General features: G+C 71.3%; 20 protein-coding genes. 5 read left to right on the top strand and 15 right to left on the bottom strand.

Annotated features, from left to right (window positions below):
* Positions 1-120 precede the first annotated feature (120 nt).
* Entirely contained in the window at positions 121-699 is a 579-nt protein-coding gene (locus ACXN5W_RS23655) for a YceI family protein (protein WP_473160551.1), read from the bottom strand.
* A 101-nt stretch (positions 700-800) separates the two neighbouring features.
* Between ACXN5W_RS23655 and ACXN5W_RS23660 the strand changes: the two genes are divergently transcribed.
* Complete coding sequence (locus ACXN5W_RS23660) at positions 801-1,298, top strand: MarR family winged helix-turn-helix transcriptional regulator (RefSeq protein WP_473160552.1); 498 nt, start codon at positions 801-803, stop codon at positions 1,296-1,298.
* Between the two features lie 344 nt (positions 1,299-1,642).
* Here ACXN5W_RS23660 and ACXN5W_RS23665 read toward each other — a convergent pair whose 3' ends face one another.
* From ACXN5W_RS23665 to ACXN5W_RS23690, 6 genes are all read right to left on the bottom strand, one after another.
* On the bottom strand, positions 1,643-4,474 hold the full coding sequence (locus ACXN5W_RS23665; protein ID WP_473160553.1) for an ATP-binding protein: 2,832 nt from the start codon (positions 4,472-4,474) through the stop codon (positions 1,643-1,645).
* Positions 4,475-4,612: 138 nt separating this feature from the next.
* A complete protein-coding gene (locus ACXN5W_RS23670) occupies positions 4,613-6,925 on the bottom strand; it encodes an MMPL family transporter (protein WP_473160554.1) in 2,313 nt (770 codons plus the stop codon).
* A 703-nt stretch (positions 6,926-7,628) separates the two neighbouring features.
* Positions 7,629-8,777, bottom strand: a complete 1,149-nt coding sequence (locus ACXN5W_RS23675) for an acyl-CoA dehydrogenase family protein (protein ID WP_473160555.1) — start codon at positions 8,775-8,777, stop codon at positions 7,629-7,631.
* Between the two features lie 61 nt (positions 8,778-8,838).
* Positions 8,839-10,371 carry an acyl-CoA carboxylase subunit beta gene (locus ACXN5W_RS23680; RefSeq protein ID WP_473160556.1) on the bottom strand — a complete coding sequence of 511 codons (1,533 nt, stop codon included), beginning with the start codon at positions 10,369-10,371 and terminating at the stop codon, positions 8,839-8,841.
* Positions 10,372-10,621: 250 nt separating this feature from the next.
* Positions 10,622-11,542, bottom strand: a complete 921-nt coding sequence (locus tag ACXN5W_RS23685; protein ID WP_473160557.1) for a hydroxymethylglutaryl-CoA lyase — start codon at positions 11,540-11,542, stop codon at positions 10,622-10,624.
* Between the two features lie 111 nt (positions 11,543-11,653).
* Positions 11,654-11,869 (bottom strand): hypothetical protein, encoded by a 216-nt coding sequence (locus ACXN5W_RS23690; RefSeq protein WP_473160558.1) that lies wholly within the window; start codon positions 11,867-11,869, stop codon positions 11,654-11,656.
* Between the two features lie 506 nt (positions 11,870-12,375).
* On the opposite strand from ACXN5W_RS23690, the gene ACXN5W_RS23695 reads away from it, so the two are divergent.
* Entirely contained in the window at positions 12,376-12,861 is a 486-nt protein-coding gene (locus ACXN5W_RS23695; RefSeq protein WP_473160559.1) for a hypothetical protein, read from the top strand.
* Positions 12,862-13,050: 189 nt separating this feature from the next.
* Here the strand turns inward: ACXN5W_RS23695 and ACXN5W_RS23700 are convergent, their stop codons facing one another.
* The 6 genes from ACXN5W_RS23700 to ACXN5W_RS23725 all read right to left on the bottom strand — a co-directional run bounded on the left by ACXN5W_RS23700 (position 13,051) and on the right by ACXN5W_RS23725 (position 20,200).
* On the bottom strand, positions 13,051-14,415 hold the full coding sequence (locus ACXN5W_RS23700) for an acetyl-CoA carboxylase biotin carboxylase subunit (RefSeq protein ID WP_473160560.1): 1,365 nt from the start codon (positions 14,413-14,415) through the stop codon (positions 13,051-13,053).
* A 226-nt stretch (positions 14,416-14,641) separates the two neighbouring features.
* On the bottom strand, positions 14,642-15,214 hold the full coding sequence (locus tag ACXN5W_RS23705) for a TetR/AcrR family transcriptional regulator (protein WP_473160581.1): 573 nt from the start codon (positions 15,212-15,214) through the stop codon (positions 14,642-14,644).
* A gap of 249 nt (positions 15,215-15,463) precedes the next feature.
* A complete protein-coding gene (locus ACXN5W_RS23710) occupies positions 15,464-17,101 on the bottom strand; it encodes an alpha/beta fold hydrolase (RefSeq protein ID WP_473160561.1) in 1,638 nt (545 codons plus the stop codon).
* A 192-nt stretch (positions 17,102-17,293) separates the two neighbouring features.
* Positions 17,294-18,088 carry a VanZ family protein gene (locus ACXN5W_RS23715; RefSeq protein ID WP_473160562.1) on the bottom strand — a complete coding sequence of 265 codons (795 nt, stop codon included), beginning with the start codon at positions 18,086-18,088 and terminating at the stop codon, positions 17,294-17,296.
* Positions 18,089-18,318: 230 nt separating this feature from the next.
* Positions 18,319-19,227, bottom strand: coding sequence for a sulfurtransferase (locus ACXN5W_RS23720; protein WP_473160563.1), 909 nt, complete (start codon positions 19,225-19,227; stop codon positions 18,319-18,321).
* 205 nt (positions 19,228-19,432) lie between these two features.
* On the bottom strand, positions 19,433-20,200 hold the full coding sequence (locus ACXN5W_RS23725) for an SGNH/GDSL hydrolase family protein (RefSeq protein WP_473160564.1): 768 nt from the start codon (positions 20,198-20,200) through the stop codon (positions 19,433-19,435).
* 205 nt (positions 20,201-20,405) lie between these two features.
* On the opposite strand from ACXN5W_RS23725, the gene ACXN5W_RS23730 reads away from it, so the two are divergent.
* Genes ACXN5W_RS23730 through ACXN5W_RS23740 form a run of 3 tightly spaced genes read left to right on the top strand, consistent with a single transcriptional unit; the run spans position 20,406 to position 23,015 of the window.
* A complete protein-coding gene (locus ACXN5W_RS23730; RefSeq protein ID WP_473160565.1) occupies positions 20,406-22,064 on the top strand; it encodes a His/Gly/Thr/Pro-type tRNA ligase C-terminal domain-containing protein in 1,659 nt (552 codons plus the stop codon).
* Positions 22,065-22,122: 58 nt separating this feature from the next.
* Positions 22,123-22,548, top strand: a complete 426-nt coding sequence (locus ACXN5W_RS23735; RefSeq protein WP_473160566.1) for a CBS domain-containing protein — start codon at positions 22,123-22,125, stop codon at positions 22,546-22,548.
* Positions 22,549-22,592: 44 nt separating this feature from the next.
* On the top strand, positions 22,593-23,015 hold the full coding sequence (locus tag ACXN5W_RS23740; RefSeq protein ID WP_473160582.1) for a SufE family protein: 423 nt from the start codon (positions 22,593-22,595) through the stop codon (positions 23,013-23,015).
* Between the two features lie 173 nt (positions 23,016-23,188).
* Here the strand turns inward: ACXN5W_RS23740 and ACXN5W_RS23745 are convergent, their stop codons facing one another.
* Both ACXN5W_RS23745 and ACXN5W_RS23750 read right to left on the bottom strand, forming a co-directional pair.
* A complete protein-coding gene (locus tag ACXN5W_RS23745) occupies positions 23,189-23,737 on the bottom strand; it encodes a YbaK/EbsC family protein (protein WP_473160583.1) in 549 nt (182 codons plus the stop codon).
* Positions 23,738-23,853: 116 nt separating this feature from the next.
* Positions 23,854-24,048: a hypothetical protein gene (locus ACXN5W_RS23750; RefSeq protein WP_473160567.1), complete on the bottom strand. Its 195-nt coding sequence runs from the start codon at positions 24,046-24,048 to the stop codon at positions 23,854-23,856.
* Between the last annotated feature and the right edge of the window lie 118 nt (positions 24,049-24,166).

Raw genomic sequence — 24,166 nt, forward strand, 5'->3', positions numbered from 1 at the left:
TCAGGCGGACCCCAGCTCGGTTGGGCTCTGTGTTGGAGTTGTTCCCTCTTCGGGAGAAGAAGAAACCCCAGAGCCCGGGACGAGCCCAGGGACCGGGCTCGGACCCGGGCCGGGCGGGGTTCAGCCCTGCCGGATGGCCTCACCCTCGATCTCGATCTTGACCTTCTTGCCGACCAGTACGCCGCCGGTCTCCAGAGCGACATTCCAGGTCAGGCCGAAGTCCTCGCGGTCGATCTCGGTGCTCGCGGTGAAGCCGAAGATGTCCTGACCGAACGGGCTGCGACCCGCGCCCTCGAACTCGACCTTCAGCTCGACCGGGCGGGTGACCCCACGAATGGTCAGCTCGCCGGCGAGGACGAACTCCGCACCGCTGTGCGAGGTCACGCCGGTGCTGCGGAACTCCAGGGTCGGGTACGTCTCGACATCGAGAAAGTCTCCGCTGCGCAGGTGCCCGTCACGGTCGGCCTGTCCGGTGTCGATGCTGGCGGCCTGGATGGTGGCCTGGACCGAGGACTGGAGCGGCTCCTCGGCGATGGTGATGGTGCCCGTGACGTCGGCGAACTGCCCGCGCACCTTGCTCACCATCATGTGCCGCGCGACGAATCCGACCCGCCGGTGCGCCGGGTCGAGCTGGTACGTACCGGCGGTCGGGATGGTGAGACCCTGCCAGTCACGGGTCACTCCGGTGGCGGTGCTCATGATCGCTCCTCCTGGGGGAAATCGTTGACTTACTCAACGGCTGTTCGAGCAACTATAGAGCGTGCAATATTCCCCGTGTCAAGTACTGCTAGGATCAACGGGTGACCGAAGAGCTCTTCGATGACCCCCGCATCACCGCGTTAGGTCTGCTCGTCGAGGCGTACTCCGGGCTGGCCGCCCGGTTCGCCGAGCAACTGGAGGAGCACGGCCTCTCCGCGGTGGAGTTCGAGGTCCTGATGAGGCTGGCCCGGTCACCGGGACGGCAACTGCGGATGAGCGACCTGGCCGCCCAGACATCGCTGTCGACCAGCGGCGTCACCCGGGTCGTCGACCGGATGGAACGGGACGGGCTGCTCCGCCGCCGGGCCTGCCCGTCCGACCGGCGCAGCTCGTACGCGGTGGTGACCGAGGCGGGTCGGAACCGGCTGAACGAGACACTGCCCGACCATCTACGGATCATCGAGCAGTGGTTCACCGGCCAGTTCACCCCCGCCGAACTCGACCAACTGCTCCACTTGTTACGCAGGGTTCGTGACGCGGTACACCCTGGTGCCACCGCCGGCAGTTCCGCAATCGCCGAGGTCACGCCGGAGTCGTGACACCGGCAGAAAGACCGGCAGAAGTCGCCCCCGGAGTGCGACAGGTGCCAAATACTGGCCCAAAGCGGTCGACCGCACTGGCTACTGTCTTCGGCGGGGGGCTAGGGGCGTGGCGTGGACGGACGCGAGCGAGGGGCTGTCGGGGGCCGATCTGTCCGCGCCACCTCCGGGGCCGAACCGGCCGGCGTTGGTTCGTCAATATTGACGGGCCAACGCCGGCCGGCTTCCATTTCCGGGTCAGCTCTGACCAGACTCCGGGTTCCGGACCGACGGCCGGTTTCGACCGGGCACCGGGTCTTGGCCAGGTCCGGACCGACGGCCGGTTCCGACCGGGGCGCGGGGTCCTAGACCGACGGCCGGTTATGACCGGGCGCCGGGTCCTGGCCAGGTGTGGAAGGTTCAACCGGTGCCACGTCCTCGGCCCCGATCAGGCGGCGCTCCTGCGGCAGCAGGCTGATGGCCGCCTCCCGGCACGCCTCGTCCAACTGCTCCCGGGCGCTCGCCTTCCCGGCCGGGTCGTCGATGCTGGCCACCAGTCCGACCAGTGCCTCCACCACCTCCCGGGCATCCCGGGCGTGGGTGGTGCTGGCCCGCGCCGCGGCCGCGAACCACTCCGCCGCCCACTCACGGTCGCCCCGGCGTAACGCCAGATAGCCCTCGATCAGCGCGACCATCCCGTCCTCGCGGAACGCCGCCGCCGGGTCGGGGCTCTCGGTGGACGCTGTCGGATCGGTCTCGCCGAGCTGGACCGGTCCACCGGCCCGCAGCTCCGCCAGCACCGCCTCGGCTTCGCCGAGGTGGCCGTCGTGGACCAGGGCCAGGCCGACCGTGCCGAGGACCCGCCGCTGGTGGCCCGGGTCACCGAGATCAGCCAGCGCCCGCGCGACCCGCCGGCCCTGCCGCACGGCGTCGGCATAGCGGCCGTCGAGTCTGGCCACGTCGGCCAGGTTCGCCCGGGCCAGCACCCGCAACCGTTCCTCGCCGCACTGCGCCGCGAGCCGGTCGACCGCCGCCAACCGCCGCCGAGCCGCGACGAGATCACCGGTCCGGATCTCATGCCAGGTCAGATTGTTCTGCGCCACCGCCATGTCCCGGATCCGCCCGGTCCGGCTGGCCAACGCGAGCACGGCCTCCCCGTGCCGGCGGGCCTCGTCGTACCCGCCGACGGCGGTGTAAAGGCCACACAGGACACTTCGCGCGGCGAGTTCCCCCGACACGTCCCCCGCCTGCTGAAACTGCCACAACGCCTGCTGGACCGTGGTCAGTTCCTGGGGTCCCTCCCCATGTTCCTGCGCTAGTTGGGCGATTCCGACCTGGGCCCAGGCCCGCAACACCGGGCTGGCGTCGGCGGTACGGGGATCGTCCAGCAGCCGACGTAGCCACTGCCGACCGGCCACATCCCGCCCCCGGAACCGCCACCAGCGCGGCAACGCGGCGGCGAGCCGCAGCGCGGTGTGCGGGTCGTCGATCGCCGCGTGCGCCAGCGCGGCCAGAATGTCGGCGGTCACCTCGTCGAGGCCGACGACCGCCCGGACCAGGTTGGCACCGACGAGTTCCGGCGCGATCCGACCGGCCACGTTCGCCAGTACGACCGCGTGCCGCCGGCGGATCGCGGTCAGTTCACCGTTCGCCGCTGCCCGCTCGACCGCGAAGTCCCGGACGACGTCGATCAGTCGGAACCGGAACGGGCCGGTTCCTCGCGCGCTGAGCAGTCCCAGTCCCAGCAGCCGGTCCAGCAGCGGCACAGGATCGATCGCCCGGCCCGCCGCGCCGACGGCGGCCGGCGAGGCCGGCGCCACCGACCCGACCTCGAACCCGGCGTCCGGCCCACGCTCGGCCACGATCTCGAACCCGACCTCTGGTCGCCCGGCCTCACCGGCACCGGCCGGATCCGTGACCTCGACAGGGTTGGCCGGGTCGATGGCGCCGGCCGGATCGGCGAGATCGGTGGGGTGGTCCGCGATCGGACCACTCGCGCCGGTCGAACTGTCCCAGCTCGGATCGTCGAACATGGCCTCGGCGAGCTCCACCGACCACCGGTTGCGGAACGCCGCCAACCGGCGCAACGCGGCCCGCTCGTGCGGTTCGAGCAACCGGTAGCTGGCGGCGACGGCGTCCCGGAGGGTGACCGCGACGGCCTGCCGGATCGTGCGTGGTCCGGACAGGTCCAGCACCCGGTCGCCGTAGCGGAGCAGCATCTCGTTGAGGTCGAGGATCCGGCCCCGGGCCGCCGCCAGTTCGATCGCCAGCGGCAGCCCGCCGAGTCGACGGACCAGTTCGGCCAGCGCGGGCAGTTCGTCCGGCTCCAGCGGCTCGGGACGAGCCTGCTTCAGCCGGTGCAGGAAAAGCGCCACCGCGGGATACCGGGCGAGCATGTCGAGGTCGGCCGGGGTGTCGGCGGGCGGGACCTCCAGCGGGCTCACCGGCCAGACCCGTTCGCCGGGCAGACCCACCGGGTGCCGGCCGGTCGCCAGGACCCGGAGCGTCGGTGCCCGCTCGGTCAACCAGTGCAGCGCTTCGGCCACCGCATTGGGCTGCCGTTCGATGGCGTCCACCAGCAGCAGGGCCGGTTCCTCCGCCAACCGGCCCGGCAGGTCGTCGGGTCTCGCCACCCCGAACACGGTGGCCGCCGCCGACCGGATGTCGTTGTCCGAGGAACCCTCCGTGATCACGATCCCGGCCAGCCCACCCGGGTGCCGGGCCGACACCCGGGCCGCGACCGCCAGGGCGAGCCCGGTCTTCCCGACCCCGGCAAGACCGACCAGGCTCACCACGGGGGGCGCGGCGCCGTCCGGACCGCCGAGAATGCCGCTCAACTCCGCCACATCCTGGTCGCGCCCGGTCAGGTCGGCCGGAGCCGGCAGGCCGCGACTGGGCGACAGACGCGGTCGATCCGGTGGAGTCGGGCCGGCGTCCGGCCCCGACGCCAACCCTCGGGCGGCGGACAGGAACAGCGCCCGATCCGCGCCCGTCAGGCCGAGTGCCGTGGCCAGCAGCTCGACGGTGGTGCGCTGCGGCCGGGTCGCCCGGCCGCGCTCAAGGTCGCGAACCGTCCGTACCCCGATCCCGGCCAGCTGCGCGAGTTCCAGCTGGGTCAGCCCGACGGCCCGGCGCCGGCTCCGGAGCAACTCGTCGAGGGTCACCGGTCCCCGGGCGGTCCCATGATCCTCTGCCATGGGGTCGAAGCGTACGCAGCGGGGGCAACCCGGGGCAGTGCTCCGTCGATGTGCCGACCGAGGCCGACCGGATACCCGACAGTTGGTCGGAACCGACTGACCATTGAGTCAAGAATCAGGACAACCGGGCCACCGGAATCAGGACGGCGCTCCGATCGACGTGGCGCGGGAGCGGGCCAGCCGCCCTCGGCACGAACGACGCGACGACCGACGCGGGCCGGCGGGCATCCACCAGTTGCGATCACCGAGCAGGTGCATGAGCGCCGGCATCAGCAGTCCGCGTACCAGGGTCACGTCGATCAGCACCGCGACGGCCATGCCGAAACCGACCTCCTTGACCGCCGTCAACCGACCGGTCAGGAAGCCCAGGAAGACGACGGTGACGCAGGCGGCGGCCAGGGTCACCACCGGCCCGGTGTGGCGCAGGCCGGCCAGCACCGCACGGTCGGTCGCGGCCACGCCGCGCCGTCCGCCGGCCCGACGCCACTCCCGGGTTATCCCGTCCAACAGGAAGACCTGGTAGTCCGTGGAGAGCCCGACGACGAAAACCAGCAGCAGAATCGGCGTGGTCACGTCGACAGCGCCCCACGGATGCACCCCGAACAGCGCCGCCGCGAAGCCCCGTTGGAAGACCAGCACGAGCGCACCGAGCGTGGCCAGCAGGGTCAACGCGGTCATCAGCACCGCCTTGACCGGGATCACCACGGAACCGGTGAGCAGGAACAACGGAACGGCCACGGACAACGCCAGCACCAGCAGGGCCAGCGGCAGCCGGTCGGTGACGGAGCGCTGGTAGTCGACCAGTTCGGCCGCCGGGCCACCGACCAGGACGGGCAGCGGGGTGGGCAGCCGCCGCACGGCGCTGACCAGCTCCCGTGACGGCGCGCCCCCCGGCTCGCCGTACGGGATCACGTCAAGCACCGTCGTACCGGCTGGCACGTCCGGACGGGGTTGCATCCGCGCGACCTGCGGCAGTCGGCCCAGCTGGTTCATCAGCTCCCGGACCGCGTCGTCCGCCGGGTCACCGGCCAGCAGCACGACCACCGCCGGGGGCCGGTTCGCGTCGAAGTCGCGCTGGACGACCTCGTACGCCCGGCGGGCCTCGACGTTCGCCGGCAGCGCCCGGACATCGGAGTCGGCCAGCCTGGCCCCGAACAGGAACGGTACGGCGAGCAGGAGCAGAACCCCGGCGACCGCACCGGCCACCGGCCACGGACGGCGCTGGGCGAACCGGGCCAGCCGGCCCAGCAGCCCGACACCCGCCGGTCCTCGCCGGACCGCGGCCAGCCGGCCGAGCCGTACCGCGGCATTCTTCCCGGCCGCCAGCCGGACCCACAGCGACGGACCGAGCGTGGCCAGCGCGCGGACCGTGACCCTCGGACCGACCGTGACCCTCGGACGCCGCCGGGCCGATGGTCGGACGTGGCGGTTCGCCAGCGCGAGCAGCGCCGGTACCAGGGTCAGCGCGGCCAGCGTCGCGCTCAGAGCCACCACGGCCCCACCCAGGGCCATGCCGGCCAGCAACGGCTGACCGAACAGGGTGAGCCCGGCCATCGCCGCCGCGACCGCGAACCCGGAGGCCAGTACGGTCCGGCCGGCGGTGGCGGTGGTCCGGGCGAGCAGTTCGACCACCGGGGCTGCCGGCCGAGCCGCCCGCTCCCGCCGGAACCCGGCGACCAGCAGCAGCGCGTAGTCGACGGCGAGACCCGTGCCGAGCAACGTCACCACGTTGACGGTGAACTGGTCGACCCCGACACCGCCGCCGGGTCCGCCGTTGGCCCCGGCACCGCCGCCCGGCCCGACGGCGGACAGCGCGAGCAGCGCGCCGGCCACCGTACCGACCGCCGCCGCCAACGGCAGCAGCCCGACCGCCGGGCCGAGAACCAGGATCAACACCAGCAGGAGTACGCCGAGCGCGACGGACTCGCCGAGCGCCGCGTCCCGGACGGCCTGCTCGGTGAAGGCCCGCTCGGCCAGCGTCTCGCCGCCCACCAGCACCTGCGGGGCGTCGATCCGGTGCAGTCGGGCGACCACCAGGTCCTCGACCCGGTGCCGGTCCGCATCGGACATTCCGGTGTTCAACTCGACCCGAACCAGGGTGCTGCGATTGTCGGCGCCGATCCGGCCACCCGCCCCTTCGTACAGGTCATCGACCTCGGCGACACCGGTCGTGGCGCGCAACTGCGCCGCAGCCTGTTGAACGCTCGCCACCAGCGGCGGATCGTACGGATCACGGTCCCGCACCACGGCGACGACGATGGGTCCCTCGGGCAGCAACTCCCCGAGCCGGCGAGCCACCACCTGCGACTGCGCGTCGGCGCGTCCGCTCTGGTCACCGGCCCGGTCGAACACCCGGCCCCCGGCGATGACGCCGGCCAGCACCACTGTCGCCCACCCGGCCAACACGGCCCAGCGGTACCGGCACGACAGCCGGCCCAGCGAGACAAGCATGGCGACCTCCACCGCGAGCCGGGCCGGAGTACGACCAGCACCGGATTTGTGCGCCGCGGATGTGGGTGGGTTTGGTGTGGTGGATACGGTGCGGTGGGTTTGGTGGGTGCGGCGCGGATGTGTACTGGGTTTGGTGTGGTTGAGGCGATGCGGTTTGCTCCAGCGAGTGCGGGAGACCTGCGGCATGCCGCTTGTGCCCGTACAGCCAAACATGCTGGTCAGAGCGGTGGATCCGGCTTATGGGCAGACCGACTGTCAGCGTTCCGTCACACCCTTGTCCCCGCCGGCTCCGACAACGGCTGACGCCCTTCCACTGCCCAGCGGTCGACGGGCAACCGTCCACTCAGCGGCGCTGCGGCGCCTCATCAAGTGCCCAAACCCAACCCGGCGCGGCCCGGCGCGTTGCGGCCCAACCCGGCCCGGCGCGTTGCGGCCGATGCGTTGCGGCCCGGCGCGGTCCGGCCCGGTCCGGTCCGGCCCGGCCCGGCCCGGCCCGGCGCATTGTAGCCGGGAGGAGGCCGTTGTTGATCGGCTACGCCCGGGCGAGGCGTCAGCACCGGTCGGATGCCGTACCGGAGGCGCCCGGCCAGGATGCCGTACCGGAAGCGCCCAGCCAGGATGCCCTGCCGGAAGCGCACGGCCAGGATGTTAAGAAGGGGCCCCTGCTATACCGAAAGCGATAACAGGGGGCCCTTCCTTTCAGCTAAAGGCCGAGGTCGCGGGCGATGATCATTCGCTGGACCTCGGAGGTGCCCTCGCCGATCTCCAGGATCTTGGCGTCGCGCCAGAAGCGGGCCACCGGGTACTCGTTCATGAAGCCGTACCCGCCGTGGATCTGGGTGGCGTCGCGGGCGTTGTCCACCGCGATCGTGCTGGCGTGCAGCTTGGCGATCGCCGCCTGCCGCTTGAAGTCCTCGCCCGCGAGCATCCGGGCGGCGGCATCGTAGTAGGCCAGCCGGGCGGTGTGCGCCTTCAGCTCCATGTCGGCGATCTTGAACTGGATGGCCTGGTAGTTGCCGATCGGCTGGCCGAACGCCTGCCGCTGCCCCGCGTACCGCACCGACTCGTCCACACAGCCCTGCGCGAGCCCGACGGCCAGCGCGGCGATGGCGATCCGGCCCTCGTCGAGGATCCGCAGAAACTGGGCGAAGCCCCGGCCGCGCTCACCGAGCAGGTTCTCGGCCGGTACCCGGCAGTCGTCGAAGCTCAGCTCGTGGGTGTCCGAGGCGTTCCAGCCGACCTTGGAGTACCCGGGCGCCACGGTGAAGCCGGGCGTGCCGGACGGCACGATGATGGTGGACAGTTCCTTGGACCCGTCCGGCCGGGTGCCGGTGACCGCGGTGACCGTGACCAGCGCGGTGATGTCGGTGCCGGAGTTGGTGATGAACGCCTTGGACCCGTTGATCACCCACTCGTCGCCGTCCAGTACGGCCCGGGTGGCCGTGCCGCCGGCGTCCGAGCCGAATCCCGGTTCGGTGAGCCCGAACCCGGCCACCGCCTCGCCGCTGGTCAGCTTCGGCAACCACTGCGCCTTCTGTTCGGCCGAGCCGAACCGGTAGATCGGCATGGCCCCCAGCGAGACGGCCGCCTCCAGGGTGATGGCGACGCTGGAGTCGACCCGGGCAAGTTCCTCCAGGGCCAGGCAGAGCGCGAAGTAGTCACCGCCCATCCCGCCGTGTTCCTCCGGGAAGGGCAGGCCGAACAGCCCCATCTTGCCCATCTGCCGGACGATGTCGTACGGGAAGGTGTGCCGCTCGTAGTGCTCGGCGATCACCGGCGCGACGACCTCGCGGGCGAACTCGCGCACGCTGGAGCGCAGCGCCTCCTGCTCCTCGGTCAACCGGAAGTCCATGGGTTCCTCCTGGGAATGGCCGTTCCGGACCGTTCGTGGCGGACCGGCACGGGTGTCGCGCCTAGACGGGGGTGACGCCGTGCCGGCGCCGGGAGAACTGCCGATCCTTGCCGCGGGCCGTGGCGAACCGTCGGATCAGTTCGGTACGCAGTTCGGCCGGCTCGACGATCGCGTCGATCACCAGTTCGCTGGCCAACCGGACGATGTCGATGTCCTGTTCGTACGCCTCGCGCTTCTCGGCCACGAAGGCCGCCCGCTCGGCCTCGTCGGCGATCGCGGCGATCTTGTTGGCGTAGACCGCGTTCACCGCCGCCTCGGCGCCCATCACCGCGATCTTGGCGGTGGGCAGCGCGATCGTGGCGTCCGGCTCGAAGCCCGGACCGGCCATCGCGTACAGCCCGGCCCCGTACGCCTTGCGGACCACCACGCAGATCTTCGGGACGGTGGCCTCGGAGATCGCGGTGATCATCTTTGCGCCGTGCCGGATGATGCCCTGCCGTTCCACCGCCGTGCCGACCATGAATCCCGGTACGTCGGACAGGAACAGCAGCGGCACGTTGAACGCGTCGCAGAGCTGGACGAACCGGGTGGCCTTGTCCGCCGAGTCGACGAACAGCACGCCGCCCTTGAACATCGAGTTGTTGCCGACCACCCCGACGACCTCGCCGTTCAGCCGGCCGAAGCCGATGGTCAGCTCCTTGGCCCACAGCGCCTGGATCTCGAAGAAGCTGTCCTCGTCGAGCAGGCCCTTGACGTACCGGCGCATGTCGAAGGCCTGTCGTTCGCTCGCCGGAACCAACGCGGCCAGATCGACCCGGGCCGGGGCGTCGACGGCGCGAGCGGCCGGCGGGGACTGCGTCCAGTTGGCCGGCAGGTACGACAGGTAGCGCTTCACCACGTCCAGCGCGTCGGCCTCGGTCTTGCACAGGAAGTGCCCGACGCCGGACTCGGCGCAGTGCATCCGGGCACCGCCCATGGCCTCCAGCGTGGTCTTCTCGCCGGTGACCATCTCGACCATCCGGTCCGAACCGAGGTACATGCTGGCGTTGCCGTCCACCATGGCCACCACGTCGCAGAACGCCGGGATGTACGCCCCGCCGGCAGCGCTCGGACCGAAGAGCGCGCAGACCTGCGGGATCGACCCGGAGGCGCGGACCTGGTTCCAGAAGATCTTCCCGGCACCCCGCCGCCCGGGGAACAGGTCGACCTGATCGGTGATCCGGGCTCCGGCCGAGTCGACCAGGTAGACCATCGGCTGGCCGGCGCCGTACGCCCGCTCGATGATCCGAATGATCTTCTCGACCGTACGGGCGCCCCAGCTTCCGGCCTTGACCGTGGAGTCGTTGGCCATCAGGCAGACCGGACGGCCGTCGATGGTGGCCTGACCGGTCACCACGCCGTCGGCGGGCAACCCGTCGGCGAGCGCGTTGGCGTACAGCGAGTCCTCGACGAACGAGCCCTCGTCGACCAGCAGCGCGATGCGTTCCCGGGCGAAGAGCTTGCCCTTGGCCGCGTTGGCCGCATGGTACTTTTCCGCCCCCCCGGCCCGGACGCGCTTCCGTAGCTGCTCCAGGGCCTCACCGTCGAGCGTCACGCCAGCTCCCTCCCCGAAGATCGACCAGCGCCGGGACCACCCACCCGAACACGAGCGACCCACCCAGCCTGAACGATCGTTAGGGTATCCCATCAAAGCAGCACACCGCGACCCACCCACACCCCCACCCCACCCCCACCCCCGACCCAACGGCGGGTTGATCATGAAGTTAGCGGACGATTTGGAGATCAAAATTTCCGCTAACTTCATGATCAACGCGCCGTTGGCGTTCGGGGTGGGGTGGGGTGGGTCAGGTTGGTGGGGGGGTGAGGCGGGTGCGGGGGCCGGCGCGCAGGACTCCGGATGGCAGTTCCCGCCCGACGATCCGTTCGGCCAGCGCCGCCGCCTCCAGCAGCGCGTCCAGGTCGATGCCGGTGTCGACGCCCATGTCGTGCAACATGTGCACCACCTCCTCGGTGGCGACGTTGCCGCTCGCTCCGGGCGCGTACGGGCAGCCACCCAGGCCGCCGACGCTGGCGTCGAACTCGGTCACCCCCAACTCCAGGGCGGTCAACAGGTTGGCCAGCGCCGTACCGCGGGTGTTGTGGAAGTGCAGCAGCATCGGTACGTCCGCGTGCCGGTCCCGGACCGCCGTCAGCAGGTCACGGACCCGCCGGGGCGTACCCATCCCGGTGGTGTCCCCGAAGGCGACCCGGTCGGCGCCGTCCGCGACCACCCGGTCCACGACGGCGGCCACCCGCTTCGGGTCGATGTCACCCTCGTACGGGCAGCCGAAGCTCGTCGCGATGATGACCTCCGCCGTGGCGCCGGCGTCGTGCAGCAGGCCGATCAGCTCGGCGATGTCGTCCAGGGACTCGTCGGTGGATCGGTTCACGTTGCGCCGGTTGTGCGTGTCACTGGCCGAGACCACCACCTCGATCTCGGTGAAACCGGCCGCCAGGGCCCGCTGGGCGCCCCGGGTGTTCGGCACCAGCGCGGAGTACCGGACGGCCGGGTTCCGCGCCGCGCGCCGCCAGACCTCGTCGGCGTCGGCCATCTGCGGGATGGCCTTCGGGTGGACGAAGGAGACCGCCTCGATCCGCCGTACCCCGGTGCTGGACAGCGCGTCCAGCAACCGCACCTTGGCGTCGACGGGTACCGGGTCCTCGTTCTGCAACCCGTCGCGCGGGCCGACCTCGCGGATCGACACCGAGTCCGGCAGTTGGCTCATCTGGTCACCTCGCTGTGACATCGTCCGGGTGTGTCCCCGCCAAGAATGCCAGCCATCCCACCCACCGGCGCGGCCCGAACCACCCCTGTCCAGACCGTCCCCTGCGGATCATTACTGGTGCGGTACGTCCAGTAGGTCCGCCACGCACCGGAGGGTGGTGGAGAGCACGCCCGCGTAGCCGATCACGTCTCGCCACCCCACCACCAGCGCCATCAGGATCGCGCCATCCGCGCAGATGACCACCCTCCGCAGCACCAGGATGACATTCCGCCGGATCTTCTCCGGCGCCCACTCGGGCCTGCGTCGACGGACGCCATTGCGGTTCATCTTTCTCCTTCGGCAATCACACATCTGGTGGTCTCGACGCACCACGAAAACCCCACGACCGATCGGTCGAAAACGGCATCGAATACCTGGCCGAAAAAATTCGCCATCGCATACCCAACGACGGCCCCGAAGAACAGTTGACGATCTTGTGTCCGGGTCGCCGCAGCGTTACCCGGCCAACCCGAAAACGTTTGGCCGGCCCAACGACAACCCGGCCAGAACTGGTCGGATTCTTCGCCAGGGCCCAGGATCAACCCGGACACCTACCCGGCCAAGATTTGACTGACAGCACAGTCACCAGCCGTCACAGTTCAGTTCGAGGCGGTACAACTACGGGTTGAACGAATTAGATTCTTGGGGGAGGAACCGACATGCCCGCCGACTTCGGAGTACCGTCAGCCGGTCAGGGGGGAACGCCACGGCACCGACTTGTGCCTCGGGAGAAACTCGCCGCCGCATACGAGGAGCGCTGGGGTTCCGCCACGGTATCCGAATACGGGCTGGCGGTGCGTGACATCGTCGAGAACCATCCGGAGATTGGACCCGTCGACACCTGGCACAAACTTGCCGAACGGATGTTCCGGAACAAACCCCTCCGTGGCCAGACCGCAGCCTGGCGAAAGCGCTTCTCCCGACACTTCACGGCCGAGAGCAAGGGCCCGCCGTGGCAGACCGTTGTCCGGGTGGTGGAATCCGTCGTTCCGGACGCAGACCGGAGGGCCACCCGGGAACGCCTCGCGCGGCTGTACGAGGCGGCCCGAGGCGAGCCACCACCGACCGGCGACGGGGATGCGACCGACCGCGACCGGCGGCACGATGGTCGGCCGGCGCAGACCCAGCCGGATGAACGGACCGCGACGCTGCACCGCCGCATCGCGATACTGGAACGCCGGGTCGCGGCGAGCGAGACGGAGAAGGACCAGCTGGTGGTGGAGAACGACCGGTTGACCGCAGAACTCGATCAGATGCGGTCCGACAACACCGCCGGCTGACGACGGAGAGCAGCCGGCTGCGGGTCGGCGCGGACGACCGCCGGACGTACCGCCCCGGCCCGGTGGACTCCAGGTGGGCCCGGGTCAGCCCGGCCGGACTGTCCCGGTCGGGCTGACCCGGGCTGCCCAAGCCGGGCTGTCCCCGGGCAGGCTGTCTCCGGGCAGGCCGGGTTGGTCGGGCCGGGCTGGTCAGCGCATCCGGGAGACGATTCCGGTGTCGTAGTCGCCGGAGACGAACTCCGGGTTCTCCAGCAGCTCGGCGAAGAACGGCAGGTTGCACTTCGGACCCGCCACCTCGAATCCGGCCACCGCCGTCCGGGCCCGCTCGATCGCCTCGGCGCGGTCGGCACCCGAGACGATCAGTTTGGCCAGCAACGAGTCGTAGAACGGCGTCACGGTCGTACCCGGGCCGTAGCCGGAATCGACCCGTACGCCCTCGCCGGCCGGCTCGACCCAGGTCGTGACGGCGCCGGGGCCCGGCAGGAACCGCCTCGGATCCTCGGCGTTGATCCGCAGCTCGATGGCGTGCCCGCGCGGTGCCAGGGCGTCCGGATCGAAGGTCGGCGCCAGTCCGGCCGCGACCCGCAACTGCTCCTCGACCAGGTCGACGCCGTAAACCAGCTCGGTCACCGGGTGCTCCACCTGCAACCGGGTGTTCATCTCCAGGAAGAAGAATTCCTCGCCGCCGGCTGAGCCCGTCGAGCCCCGCTCGGCCGGTACCAGCAGGCATTCCACGGTGCCGGCGTTGCGGTAGCCGACCGCCTCGCCGGCCCGGACCGCCGCCGCGAGGAACCGGTCCCGAAGCTCCGGCGAGACCGCCGGGGAGGGCGACTCCTCGACCAGTTTCTGGTTGCGGCGCTGCACCGAGCACTCCCGCTCGCCGAGCGCCACCACCCGACCGTCGGCGAGGCCGAGGATCTGCACCTCGACGTGCCGGACCCGGGGGAAGTACCGCTCGATGAGTACGGAACCGTCCCCGAACATCCGCTCGGCGAAGGCGCGCACCTTGTCGTACTCCGTGCGCAGGCCCGCCTCGTCGGACGCGACGCCCATTCCCATGCCACCGCCCCCGGCGGCGGCCTTCACCATCACCGGGTAGCCGATCTCGGTGGCGGCGGCCACCGCCGCCGCCACGTCGGCGGCCGGTTCGATGGTGCCGGGTGCCACCGGTACGCCCGCGGCGGCCATCAGGTTCCGTGCGTTGATCTTGTCGCCCATGGCCTCGATCGCCTCGGCCGACGGACCGATCCAGAGCAGGCCGGCGGCCTCGACCGCCCGGGCGAAGTCGGCGTTCTCGGACAGGAATCCGTAACCGGGGTGGATCGCCTGCGCGCCGGTGGACCTGGCGGCGGAGAGGATCGCCTCGACGTTGCGATAGCTCAGGGCCGGGTTCGCCGGGCCGATGCACACCGCCTCGTCGGCCTCGACCACGAACGGCAACCCGGCGTCCGCCTCCGAATGGACCGCCACGGTACGGACACCGAGCCGTCGCGCGGTACGGATGATCCGACGCGCGATCTCACCCCGGTTCGCGACGAGCAACGACTCGATCATTTTCACCCTCCCGGTCCGACTTAACGAGTGTTCAGGACACCACGTCGAACCTCGGGGCGGAAACCCGGGTCGCCCCGACCGAGACTGCCGCCCCACCCTCAGCGAGGTGGGCACCCCACCCCGACCGAGGCCGGGCCCACCCCGACCGAGGCCGCCAGCCCTACCCGGGCGGGGCTGGCGGGGTCCAACCTGCCTCGTGCCGGACCGCCGGCCGGTGAGCCGGGCGCTACGGACCGAGCAGAGCGGCGAGGGTGGCGTCCCGCAGCAGGGCGGCCCGGCGGGCCCGGTCGACCTCACCGCCGAGGAACGGGGTGGAGTTCATCAGACCGAACGCCGCGTGCGCCAGGACCCGCGCCTCACTTCCCGGCATGGTGGGCCGGAGCACCGTCAGCACGCCCACCCACTCCTCGACGTACATCCGCTGCAACCGGCGGATCTGCCGACGTGGCTCCTCCGGCAGGCGGTCGAGCTCATGCAGGTGCAGGGCGATGACAGCGGGATTGGCCAACGCGAACTCGACATGGAAGTAGATGAGCGACTCCAGCGCCGCCCGGGCATTCCCCGGGTGGGCGGCGACCCGCTCCCGACCGCCGGCGAGCAGGCCCTCGCTGACCGGGGCGAGCGCGGCGGCCAGCATCGCCTCCTTGCCGGCGAAATGGTGGTAGAGAGCCGGGCCGGTCACCCCGGCCGCCGACCCGATGTCGTCCATCGAGACACCGTGATAGCCACGGGCCGCGAACAGACCGACCGCGATTTCCAGGATCTCGTCGCGCCGCGAGCGGCGCCGGGGCGCGGTCACGGCCGCGCTGTCCGCCTGTTGGTCCACCGTCACGACCGCAAGCCTAACCACACGTCGATCAACCGGTTTCCATCGGCGGGTGACCGGCAGCCGACACTCGTCAACGCGGCGGCCGCCGGCCGCCGGACAAGTCGGTTTATCTCCCACCTGGCCTGGACCTATGTCCGATCCGGGCCCGGCCGGCGACCCGCCGATCGGTATCCCGCCGGCCCGGCCCGGCCGCTGGCGGGGCCTCGGCCGCTCCGGGAGCTACCGGATCTCGCAGGCGCGTTCCCGGCCGGACACCGGGCCGGGCGGGACCTGCGACCGCCACACCGGGTTGAGCGTGATCGCCAGGGTCGGCGCCTGCCAGGCCGCGCTGACCACCTGGATGACCCCGTACTCCCCACGCGATTCCTCCAGGAACGCCCCGGACAGGAAGTCGATCAGCCGGTCCTGGATGACCGGTCGGCCGAGCAGACCGCCGTGCAGGCCAGGGGTCTCGAAGACCGGAATACCGGCGTACGGGCCGGGCGGGGTCTCGGCCGCGCTGACGGTGGGCAGGAAGGCGACCACCCGGACCCCGGGAACCGGGCACAGCGTCTGGAACCGGTAGAACGGAGCCTCCTGGAGCAGGGATCGGACGAATGGCTCGTCCGGCCTGTCGTCGGAGCCAGTGACCATCCTGAGTAGGCCGAAGATCCCGCGCAGTTCCCAGCCGGCGACCAGCCCCCAACCACGGCTCGCGGACGGCGGCGGATAGTAGGCGCGTCCGGTCCGCACCAACGGGCTGAACATCAACAACGCCTTGACCGGGGAATCCACCCGGTCCCGCAGGTAGGTCCGGGCCACCATCGCACCCTCGCTCTCGCCGAGCAGCGCCACCGGCCGACCGGTACGCCGGTGCAGGTCCTCGACCTGGGCCGCCAGCAGCCCCGCGCTCGACTCCAGGGACCGATGGGTGTCCCGGATCTCGTACGGCAACGGCTGGGCTCCTGCGTCCAGTCCGGCGTAGGAGAACTGCCGCACCGCCGGATCCACCGCCGGCCGGCCGTCGTAGGCGGAGTCGTGGCCGCCCAGCACGATGATCGCGTACGGGATCGAGGCCGGGAGGGGTCGGGTCAGCACCGGCGGCCGGAAGTTGTTCGCCCGGGCCGGGGTCATCATGCTGCGCCCCTGCATCATCAGCGGGATGAGCAGCGCGACGATGATTACCAGCGGTGTCACCGGCACCCGGGACCACCGTACGTGGGTGGGTTGCGTCGCGGCCCGGACCGTCTGATGCCAGAGCAGGCCGTTGACCACCCCGCAGGCCGCCGCCACGACCACCCCCCACAGGCCGGGGGCCCGCCAGACCACCGCTCCGGCGACGGTGAGCACCACGAAGTCGAGCAGGGACCAACCGACCAGCGGGGCGGTCGGCAACCCGTGCGACCACTCGCGGCCGACGCCGATCCGCTGCAGGAACGGGGAGAGCAGCAGCAACGGTGCGACCGAGGCGAACACGAACCAGGACAGTGACACCACCGAGGCCGCGACGGCGAGGGCGGCGAGCGGGGAGATCAGGGCGGCGGAGACGACGGCCACCACCAGATTCCGCAGCACCAGCCGGGTGACCGGCGGCCGTCGCACCGACGCCGGCCAGGCGAGTGCGACCAGGGACGCCGAGATCAGTCCGCGGAACACGACGGCGCCGACCAGCCCGAGCAGGAAGACCAGCCAGGAATCGTGGTACACGAGCAACCAGCGCAGGTCGTGATAACTGTCGTACGGCCACAGCGCCGACCCCTGCGGCGCGAGTCCTTCGGCGCTGGGAAACTCGAAGGCGGCGAGCAGTGCCGTCTCCAGCACCGGGATCGCCGCGGCGATCCCGAGCAGACCGACGAGCCGGCCCCGCCTCGACAGCACCCTGATCAGCCCTCCTGATCGCTTTCGCGGCGACGCACACCGAAGCCGGGACCACCTGCCGGCGAAGCCGGGACCACACTGCCGGCGACGCCCAGGTTGAGCTGCCGGCGAAGCCGGGGCTGAGCTGGCGGCGAAGCCCAGGTTGGGCTGGCGGACCGGCGCGTCCCGGCTCATCGGGGTTCGCCGTGCCGCTCACCGTCCCGGTGGGTCGGCCCAGCCACCGAGCCGGGGCACACCCGGCTGACCACCGTTCATCCCGGGCAGGTCCGAGGCACCCGGCCGGTCGCCTGCCATCCCGAACCCGCCCGACGGACCCGGCTGAGCACCGGGTGTCCCCGGCACGCCCGACGTTCCGCCGGCTGTTCCCGGCACGCCCGACGTTCCGCCGGCTGTTCCCGGCACGTCTGGCCGGTCGCCGCCCAGGCGAGGGGCGGCGACTCGTGGCCGCCGCGGCGTGCCGACCGGCTCGGTCCCCGCCGCCCACCAGCGCCGCGACGCCCACCCGGCGAGACCTGCTCCGACGGCGTTCAGCAGGATGTCGTCGACCGAGCTGACCCGCCCGATGTTCAGGACGTACTGGAGGACCTCCACGGTGGTGGAGGCGACGGCGCCGAGCAGGACGAGCCGCCCGAGCCGGGCCAGCGCGGCGTACCGGATCGGGGCGAAGAAGCCCAGCGCGGCGAAGACCAGCAGGTTACCCACGGTCTGGCCGGCCACCCAGCCCGCCGGCATGGTGCGGACCTGATCGATCAGGTCGCTGAAGGGGATGAGGTGGACCAGCCGCGCGTGTGAACGCGGAGTGAGGGTCAGCCACAGCCACGGCAGTGTGCCGGCCAGCATGCCGGCCTCGGCCAGACAGCGCCGCCCGGCGGTGCGGCCGGGGAGACCGCACCGGCGGCACCACCGGTAGCGGATGACCGCCACCGCGCCGGCGCAGACCAACCCGAGCACCGTGACGACAAGCGTCCCCGCCCAGACCCAATCCACTCCGGCAGGTTATCGGGCGACGGCCCGCCCCGGACCGGCTCCGCCGAGCACGGACCCTCGGTCACCGGAAGCCGGTACTGTGTGCGAGCCCACAGCCGCGGTGGCGCGCCACTCTCGGTGGCACACCACCGCGCGCCGTCGGTCGCACCACGCGGCACCAGGTCACCGCCGGCGCCGGCGCCGGCGTCACGCCAGCGCACCGCGCCAGATCACCGCGCGGTGTACGTACGTCAGCGCGGCGGGATCACGCCACCGGGCTGGTCACCCCGCACGATCGGGGACCGGACCAGGTTGCCCCACTCGGTCCAGGATCCGTCGTAGTTGCGGACCTGCGGATAGCCGAGCAGGTGGTGCAGTACGAACCAGGTGTGGCTCGACCGTTCGCCGATCCGGCAGTACGCGATCACGTCGTCCGCCTCGGACAGCCCGAGCTGGTCGGCGTAGATGGCCCGCAGTTCGTCCGCGCTCTTGAACGTACCGTCGTCATTGGCCGCCGACTTCCACGGCTTGCTGACCGCACCCGGGATGTGGCCGCCGCGCAGCGCCCCCTCCTGCGGGTAGTCCGGCATGTGCAGCATCTCGCCGGTGTACTCGCCCGGAGACCGGACGTCCACCAGCGGCCGGCCGGCGGCGATGTGCGCCAGCACCTGATCGCGGTACGCCCGGATCGGCGCGTCGTTCCGGCTCGGCACCGGGTAGTCGGCGCCCGGTCGGTCGGTCTTCTCCCGGGTCAACTCGCGCCCCTCGGCGACCCACTTCTGCCGGCCACCGTTCAGCAGCCGTACGTCGGGGTGGCCGAAAAGCGAGAACACCCAGAGGGCGTACGCGGCCCACCAGTTGAAATTGTCGCCGTAGAAGACGACCGTGTCGTCGCGGCCGATCCCCTTGCGGGCGCACAGTTCGGCGAAAGACTCCGCGTCCAGGTAGTCGCGGGTGGTCTGGTCGTTCAGCTCGGTGTGCCAGTCGACCTTGACCGCGCCGGGGATGTGGCCGGACTCGTAGAGCAGGACATCCTCATCGGACTCGACCACCACGAGGCCGGGCGCGCCGAGGTTGTCGGCGAGCCATTCGGTGGTCACCAGGCGGCTCGGATCGGCGTACGACTGGAGTTCGGGACTGGGATCGTTCGGCACTGGCATGAGCCCAACGTACGCCGATCGGTCCGGACCCGGCGGACGGACCGGTCAGCCCTGTCCCGACGCACCGATCAGCCCTGCGCCGCTGCACCCGGTCAACCCTGCGCGGCTGCACCGGCCAGCGACCGCGCCGGGAAGGCACCGGCAGAGCGAGTCGTTAACAGGGGGCCCCTGCTATACAAAAAGCGATAACAGGGTGCCCTTCCTTTCAGTCGGTGAGCGGTCCGAGCAGCGGGCGTTTGGCCGAGACGGTGTCCCCGGAGGACCGGCCGGTGAGGCGCCGCCGGATCCACGGCGCCAGGTGTTGACCGGCCCAGCGAAGGTCGGCGCCCCGGGCGGCCAGCCACGGCGTGGGGGCCGGTCGGGGCGGCACCAGCAACCAGTCGGGTTCGCACTCGACGCCCAGCGCGGTGAGCACGTGTCCGGCCACCCGGCGGTGCCCAGCCGGGGACAGGTGCAGCCGGTCCGGCCCCCACAGCGCCGGGTTCAGGAACTCGTCGTCGGCGAACAGGTCGACCATGATCGCGCCGTGCCGCTCGGCGGTCTCGCCCACCGCCTGGTTGAGGATCGCCACCCGAGGGGCGACCAGCCGCTGCCCCGGCAACCGGGCCATCACGTCGGCGAATCGGAAGACGATCACGTCGGCGCCGGTCGCCCGCAGTTCCCCGATCACCCGGTCGAACCGGGCCGCCAGGGTCTCCCCGTCGAAGGAGCGGCGCAGCACGTCGTTTCCGCCGGCCGCGAAGCTGATCAGGTCCGGCTTCATCGCCAGCGCCGCCGGCACCTGCTCGGCCACCACGTTCGGGAAGACCCGGCCGCGGATCGCCAGGTTGGCGTACCCGAAGTCGGGCCCGGCCTCGGCGGCCAGCCGGACCGCCACCAGATCCGCCCAACCCCGGTAGGTGCCGTCGGGGTACGGATCGTCCATGCCCTCGGTGAAGCTGTCCCCGACGGCAACGAAACTGCGCCAGCGCACGCCCGACCTCCGACCCGCAGCTTCCAATCTTTCGCGCCGCTCAGTCTGGCACCCCACCTCCCACCCCCTCCCCACCCACACCCACCCTGTGGCGCCCCCCACCCCCCACCCCATCCCTCGTTGATCATGAAGTTACCTCCGATTTGGAGATCAAAAAGGCCGCTAACTTCATGATCAACCCAGGTTGGGTACGTAAACTTCGGCAATGCTGCTTCGCATGTCGAGCCTGCTGATCCGGACGCTGCGCGAGGATCCGGCCGACGCGGCGGCACCGAGCCATCGGCTGCTGGTCCGCGCCGGGTTCATCCGGCGGATCGGTCCGGGCGGCGGCTTCGGTTGGCTGCCGCTGGGCCGGCTGGTCCTGGACCGGGTCACCGAGGTCATCCGAACCGAACTGGCCGCGGTCGGCGGCCAGGAGGTGCTGTTCCCGACCCCGGAACCCCGGTACGCCCCGGAGCCCGTGGAGCTGGCCGCCGCGCTGGTCCGGGACGTGGGCCCGTCGCACCGGAACCTGCCGCTGCTGCTGTTCGGGCTGCGCACCGGGTTCCGGGACGACGCCCGTCCCCGGGGCGGCCTGCTGCGGTCGCGCGAGTTCCTGGCCGCCGACGCCTACTCCTTCGATCTCGATCCGGCCACCTCGTCGACGGCGTACCACCGGGTGCGGTCGGCGTACCAGCGCATCTTCGAGCGGCTGGACGTGGCGTACGAGTGTGTTGCCGCAGCCCCCGGCGGGTCGAGCGCCGAGGAGTTCCTGGCGCCCGCCGAAGCGGGCGAGGACACCTTCGTACGCTGCACCCAGTGCCACTACGCGGCCACCACGGTGGCGGTCACCACCCCGCCCTCGGCGCCCGCCGACCCGGGGACGCATCCCGCGCTCAGCACACACGACACGCCGGACACCCCGACCATCGCGGCGTTGGTGACGGTGGCCAACGCGCGCCGGCTGGGCGGCCGGGCCGACTGGAAACCGGCGGACACGCTCAAGAACGTCGTCCTCACCGCGCGCCGGCCGGGCTCGACGGAGTCGGAGCTGCTGGTGGTGGGTGTGCCGGGCGACCGGGAGGTGGACCTGCGCCGGGTCGCCGCAGCCCTGTACCCGGTGTCGGTGGCCCTGTTCGACGACTTCGCCTCCCGGCCCGACCTGGTACGCGGATACCTCGGCCCGCAGGCGCTGGCCAAGCTCGGCATCCGTTATCTGGTCGACCCCCGGGTCGTGGCCGGGTCCGCCTGGCTGACCGGCGCGAACGAGCCGGGGCGGCATGCCATGGATGTGGTGTGCGGTCGTGACTTCGTGCCGGACGGCACGATCGAGGCCGCCGAGGTGCGGGCCGGGGACCCGTGCCCGGCGTGCCGGGGCGGCATCCTCACCCTCCGCCGGGGCATCGAGCTGGGCAGTCTCTCCGAACTCGGCCGCCGGGTCACCGACGCGCTCGCCGTGGAGGTGGCCGGGCCGCAGGGTCGACCGGTCCGGCCGGTGATGGGCGGGTACGGCATCGAGGTGTCCCGCCTGGTCGCGGCCGTCGCCGAACAGCACCACGACGATCGGGGGCTGGCCTGGCCGCCGGCGGTCGCGCCGTGCGACGTACACGTTGTGGCAGCCGGCAAGGGCCCGCAGCCGGCGGCGGCGGCGGACCTGGCGGAGCAGCTCGTCGCGGCCGGGCACCGGGTCCTGCTGGACGACCGCGGGATGTCACCGGGGGTCGCGTTCGCCGACGCCGAGCTGATCGGCATCCCTCGCACCGTCGTGGTCGGGCGCCGACTGACCGAGGGGTACGTCGAGGTCCGGAACCGGGCCACCGGTGAACGAACGGACGTACCGGTGACCGACGTACCACGGTTGAACCCGGTGCCGTGGCGGGTATGAGTAGCCGTGGCCGAGGCGGCGACCACGGCCAAGCGCTTTCGAAGGTGGAGGCTCCCCCATGACTCAGTACCGGGTCAGCGACGTGATGACGAAGCAGGTGGTCTACCTGTCCGCGGACACCCCGTTGGACGAGGCGGCCAAGGCGATGCAGGATGCCGACATCGGCGACGTGGTGGTGACCGACGGCGCGTCGATCATGGGCATGGTGACCGACCGCGACATCGTGGTGCGGGCGGTCGCCGAACGGAAAGACCCGGCCAGCACCTCGATCGGTTCGATCACCAAGCGCGAGGTGGTGATGATCGACCAGAGTTCGACGGCGTCGGAGGCGGCCGCCCTGATGCGGGACCGTGGCGTACGCCGGGTGCTGGTCTGCGACGCGGACCGACAACTGGTGGGCATCGTCTCCCTGGGCGATCTGGCCGTCCGGATGGATCCGGAATCGGCGCTCGGAGAGATCAGCGGGCAGGCGGCAAACGACTGACCTGCCTGCGCAGTAGCCTTTTCGGCATGTCGTCACCCAAGGCCATGCCGGCGAAGCTCGGCGAGATCGTCGAGGAGTTCGCCTCGGCGCCACGGGACGTCGTCCTGGAGATGCTGCTCGAATACTCCGACGCCGTCCCGCCGCTGCCCGAGTCGCTGGCCGACCGGACCGGCATGGAGCAGGTGCCGGAGTGCCAGACCGCGTTCTTCCTGCGTGCCGAGGTGAACCCGGACCGGACCGTGACCACCTGGTTCGACTGCCCGCCCGAGGCGCCGACCACCCGGGCGTTCGCCGGCATCCTGGCCGAGGGTCTGGCCGGGGCCAGCGCCGAGGAGGTGCTCGCGGTACCGGACGACCTCTACCAACGGATGGGCCTGGCCCAGGCGATCAGCCCACTGCGGGTACGCGGCGGCACCGCCATCCTGGGCCGACTCAAGCGCCAGGTACGCGACCAGATCACCGCCTGAACGCACCCGGAGCCGAGCCGGACGCACAGCCCGGGGACCATCGCTGACGCGAGTCATTGTTTCACGTGCAACAGTATTGATGGCCGCAGATAAAGCCAGCCCACCCGGACCGACAGTCCAGGTTGGTCCCGGCAGAACCACCAGGACCAACCGGACCGACAAGACCGCAAAGATCAAGCTGGTCGTGCCAACCCGTCCACGACCCGCGCGTTCGCCAGTACCCCGAGCGCCGGTCCGGGAAGCACGATTTTGCTGTGCCGGACCCCGGATCCGATGACGACGTGTGGCACGGCAACGACCCGGGCATCGACCAGCAGCGGCCAGTCGTCCGGCAGACCGATCGGGGTGATCCCGCCGTACTCCATACCGGTCAGCCGCACCGCGTCGTCCATCGGGGCGAAACTCGCCTTCCGCACGTCCAGCAGCCGCCGGACCGTACCGTTGACGTCGGCTCGGGTGGTGGCCAGCACCACGCAGGCGGCGTAGCGGATCTGCCCTTCCCGCTTCCCGGCCACCACCACGCAGTTCGCCGAGACGTCCAGGCCAACCTCGTACGCCGAGCAGAACGCGGCGGTGTCGGCCAGCGTGGCGTCGATCGGCGCGACCAGCACGTCGTCGGCCCGCACCGGAGCGTCGGGCGGCCACCCCGCGACCGCTTCGGCGACGGCCGGAGCCAACAGGTCGGTACGGGTCAGAGCCGGTTCGGTCTTCAGGGTGCCCAACATGCCGCGATCCTCGCATCCGGCCGGTGAACCCGCTGGCCGGGACGCGCTGACGTTCCGGCGTCGGCACCGACGCGACGATCAGAGGCGGGCCGGGTGGAAGTGCCCGGGACGGGTCAACCGCCGGCCAGGTAGGCGTTCTCCCGGTCGAAGGTGCGCTCCTCGAGTGCCGCTCGCCGATCGGCGAGCAGCGTTTCCTCGTGAAGCCGATGGATGTCCTGGAGAGCGTGCCGGATGGACATCCGGACCACCCCGTACAGGAAAACGAAGCCCGCGCAGTAGAGCAGCAGCGCTGTCACCAGTGCGATCATGACGTCACCGTAGAAGGCCACAAAGACGAATCCGACTCACTTCGGCGCGGCGTCCCCCGACCGGGTGACAGGACAGCGTCCGACCCGACGCCGGCGGTCGCGGCGACCCGACGCCACC

The organism is Plantactinospora sp. A48, from assembly GCF_055793945.1.

Coding starts and splice junctions, on each gene's coding strand:
- ACXN5W_RS23675 (WP_473160555.1), bottom strand. CDS start 8,777: ATGGACTTCCGGTTGACCGAGGAGCAGGAGGCGCTGCGCTCCAGCGTG.
- ACXN5W_RS23670 (WP_473160554.1), bottom strand. CDS start 6,925: ATGCTTGTCTCGCTGGGCCGGCTGTCGTGCCGGTACCGCTGGGCCGTG.
- ACXN5W_RS23740 (WP_473160582.1), top strand. CDS start 22,593: ATGCCGGCGAAGCTCGGCGAGATCGTCGAGGAGTTCGCCTCGGCGCCA.
- ACXN5W_RS23690 (WP_473160558.1), bottom strand. CDS start 11,869: ATGAACCGCAATGGCGTCCGTCGACGCAGGCCCGAGTGGGCGCCGGAG.
- ACXN5W_RS23700 (WP_473160560.1), bottom strand. CDS start 14,415: ATGATCGAGTCGTTGCTCGTCGCGAACCGGGGTGAGATCGCGCGTCGG.
- ACXN5W_RS23685 (WP_473160557.1), bottom strand. CDS start 11,542: ATGAGCCAACTGCCGGACTCGGTGTCGATCCGCGAGGTCGGCCCGCGC.
- ACXN5W_RS23665 (WP_473160553.1), bottom strand. CDS start 4,474: ATGGCAGAGGATCATGGGACCGCCCGGGGACCGGTGACCCTCGACGAG.
- ACXN5W_RS23750 (WP_473160567.1), bottom strand. CDS start 24,048: ATGATCGCACTGGTGACAGCGCTGCTGCTCTACTGCGCGGGCTTCGTT.
- ACXN5W_RS23730 (WP_473160565.1), top strand. CDS start 20,406: ATGCTGCTTCGCATGTCGAGCCTGCTGATCCGGACGCTGCGCGAGGAT.
- ACXN5W_RS23720 (WP_473160563.1), bottom strand. CDS start 19,227: ATGCCAGTGCCGAACGATCCCAGTCCCGAACTCCAGTCGTACGCCGAT.
- ACXN5W_RS23735 (WP_473160566.1), top strand. CDS start 22,123: ATGACTCAGTACCGGGTCAGCGACGTGATGACGAAGCAGGTGGTCTAC.
- ACXN5W_RS23655 (WP_473160551.1), bottom strand. CDS start 699: ATGAGCACCGCCACCGGAGTGACCCGTGACTGGCAGGGTCTCACCATC.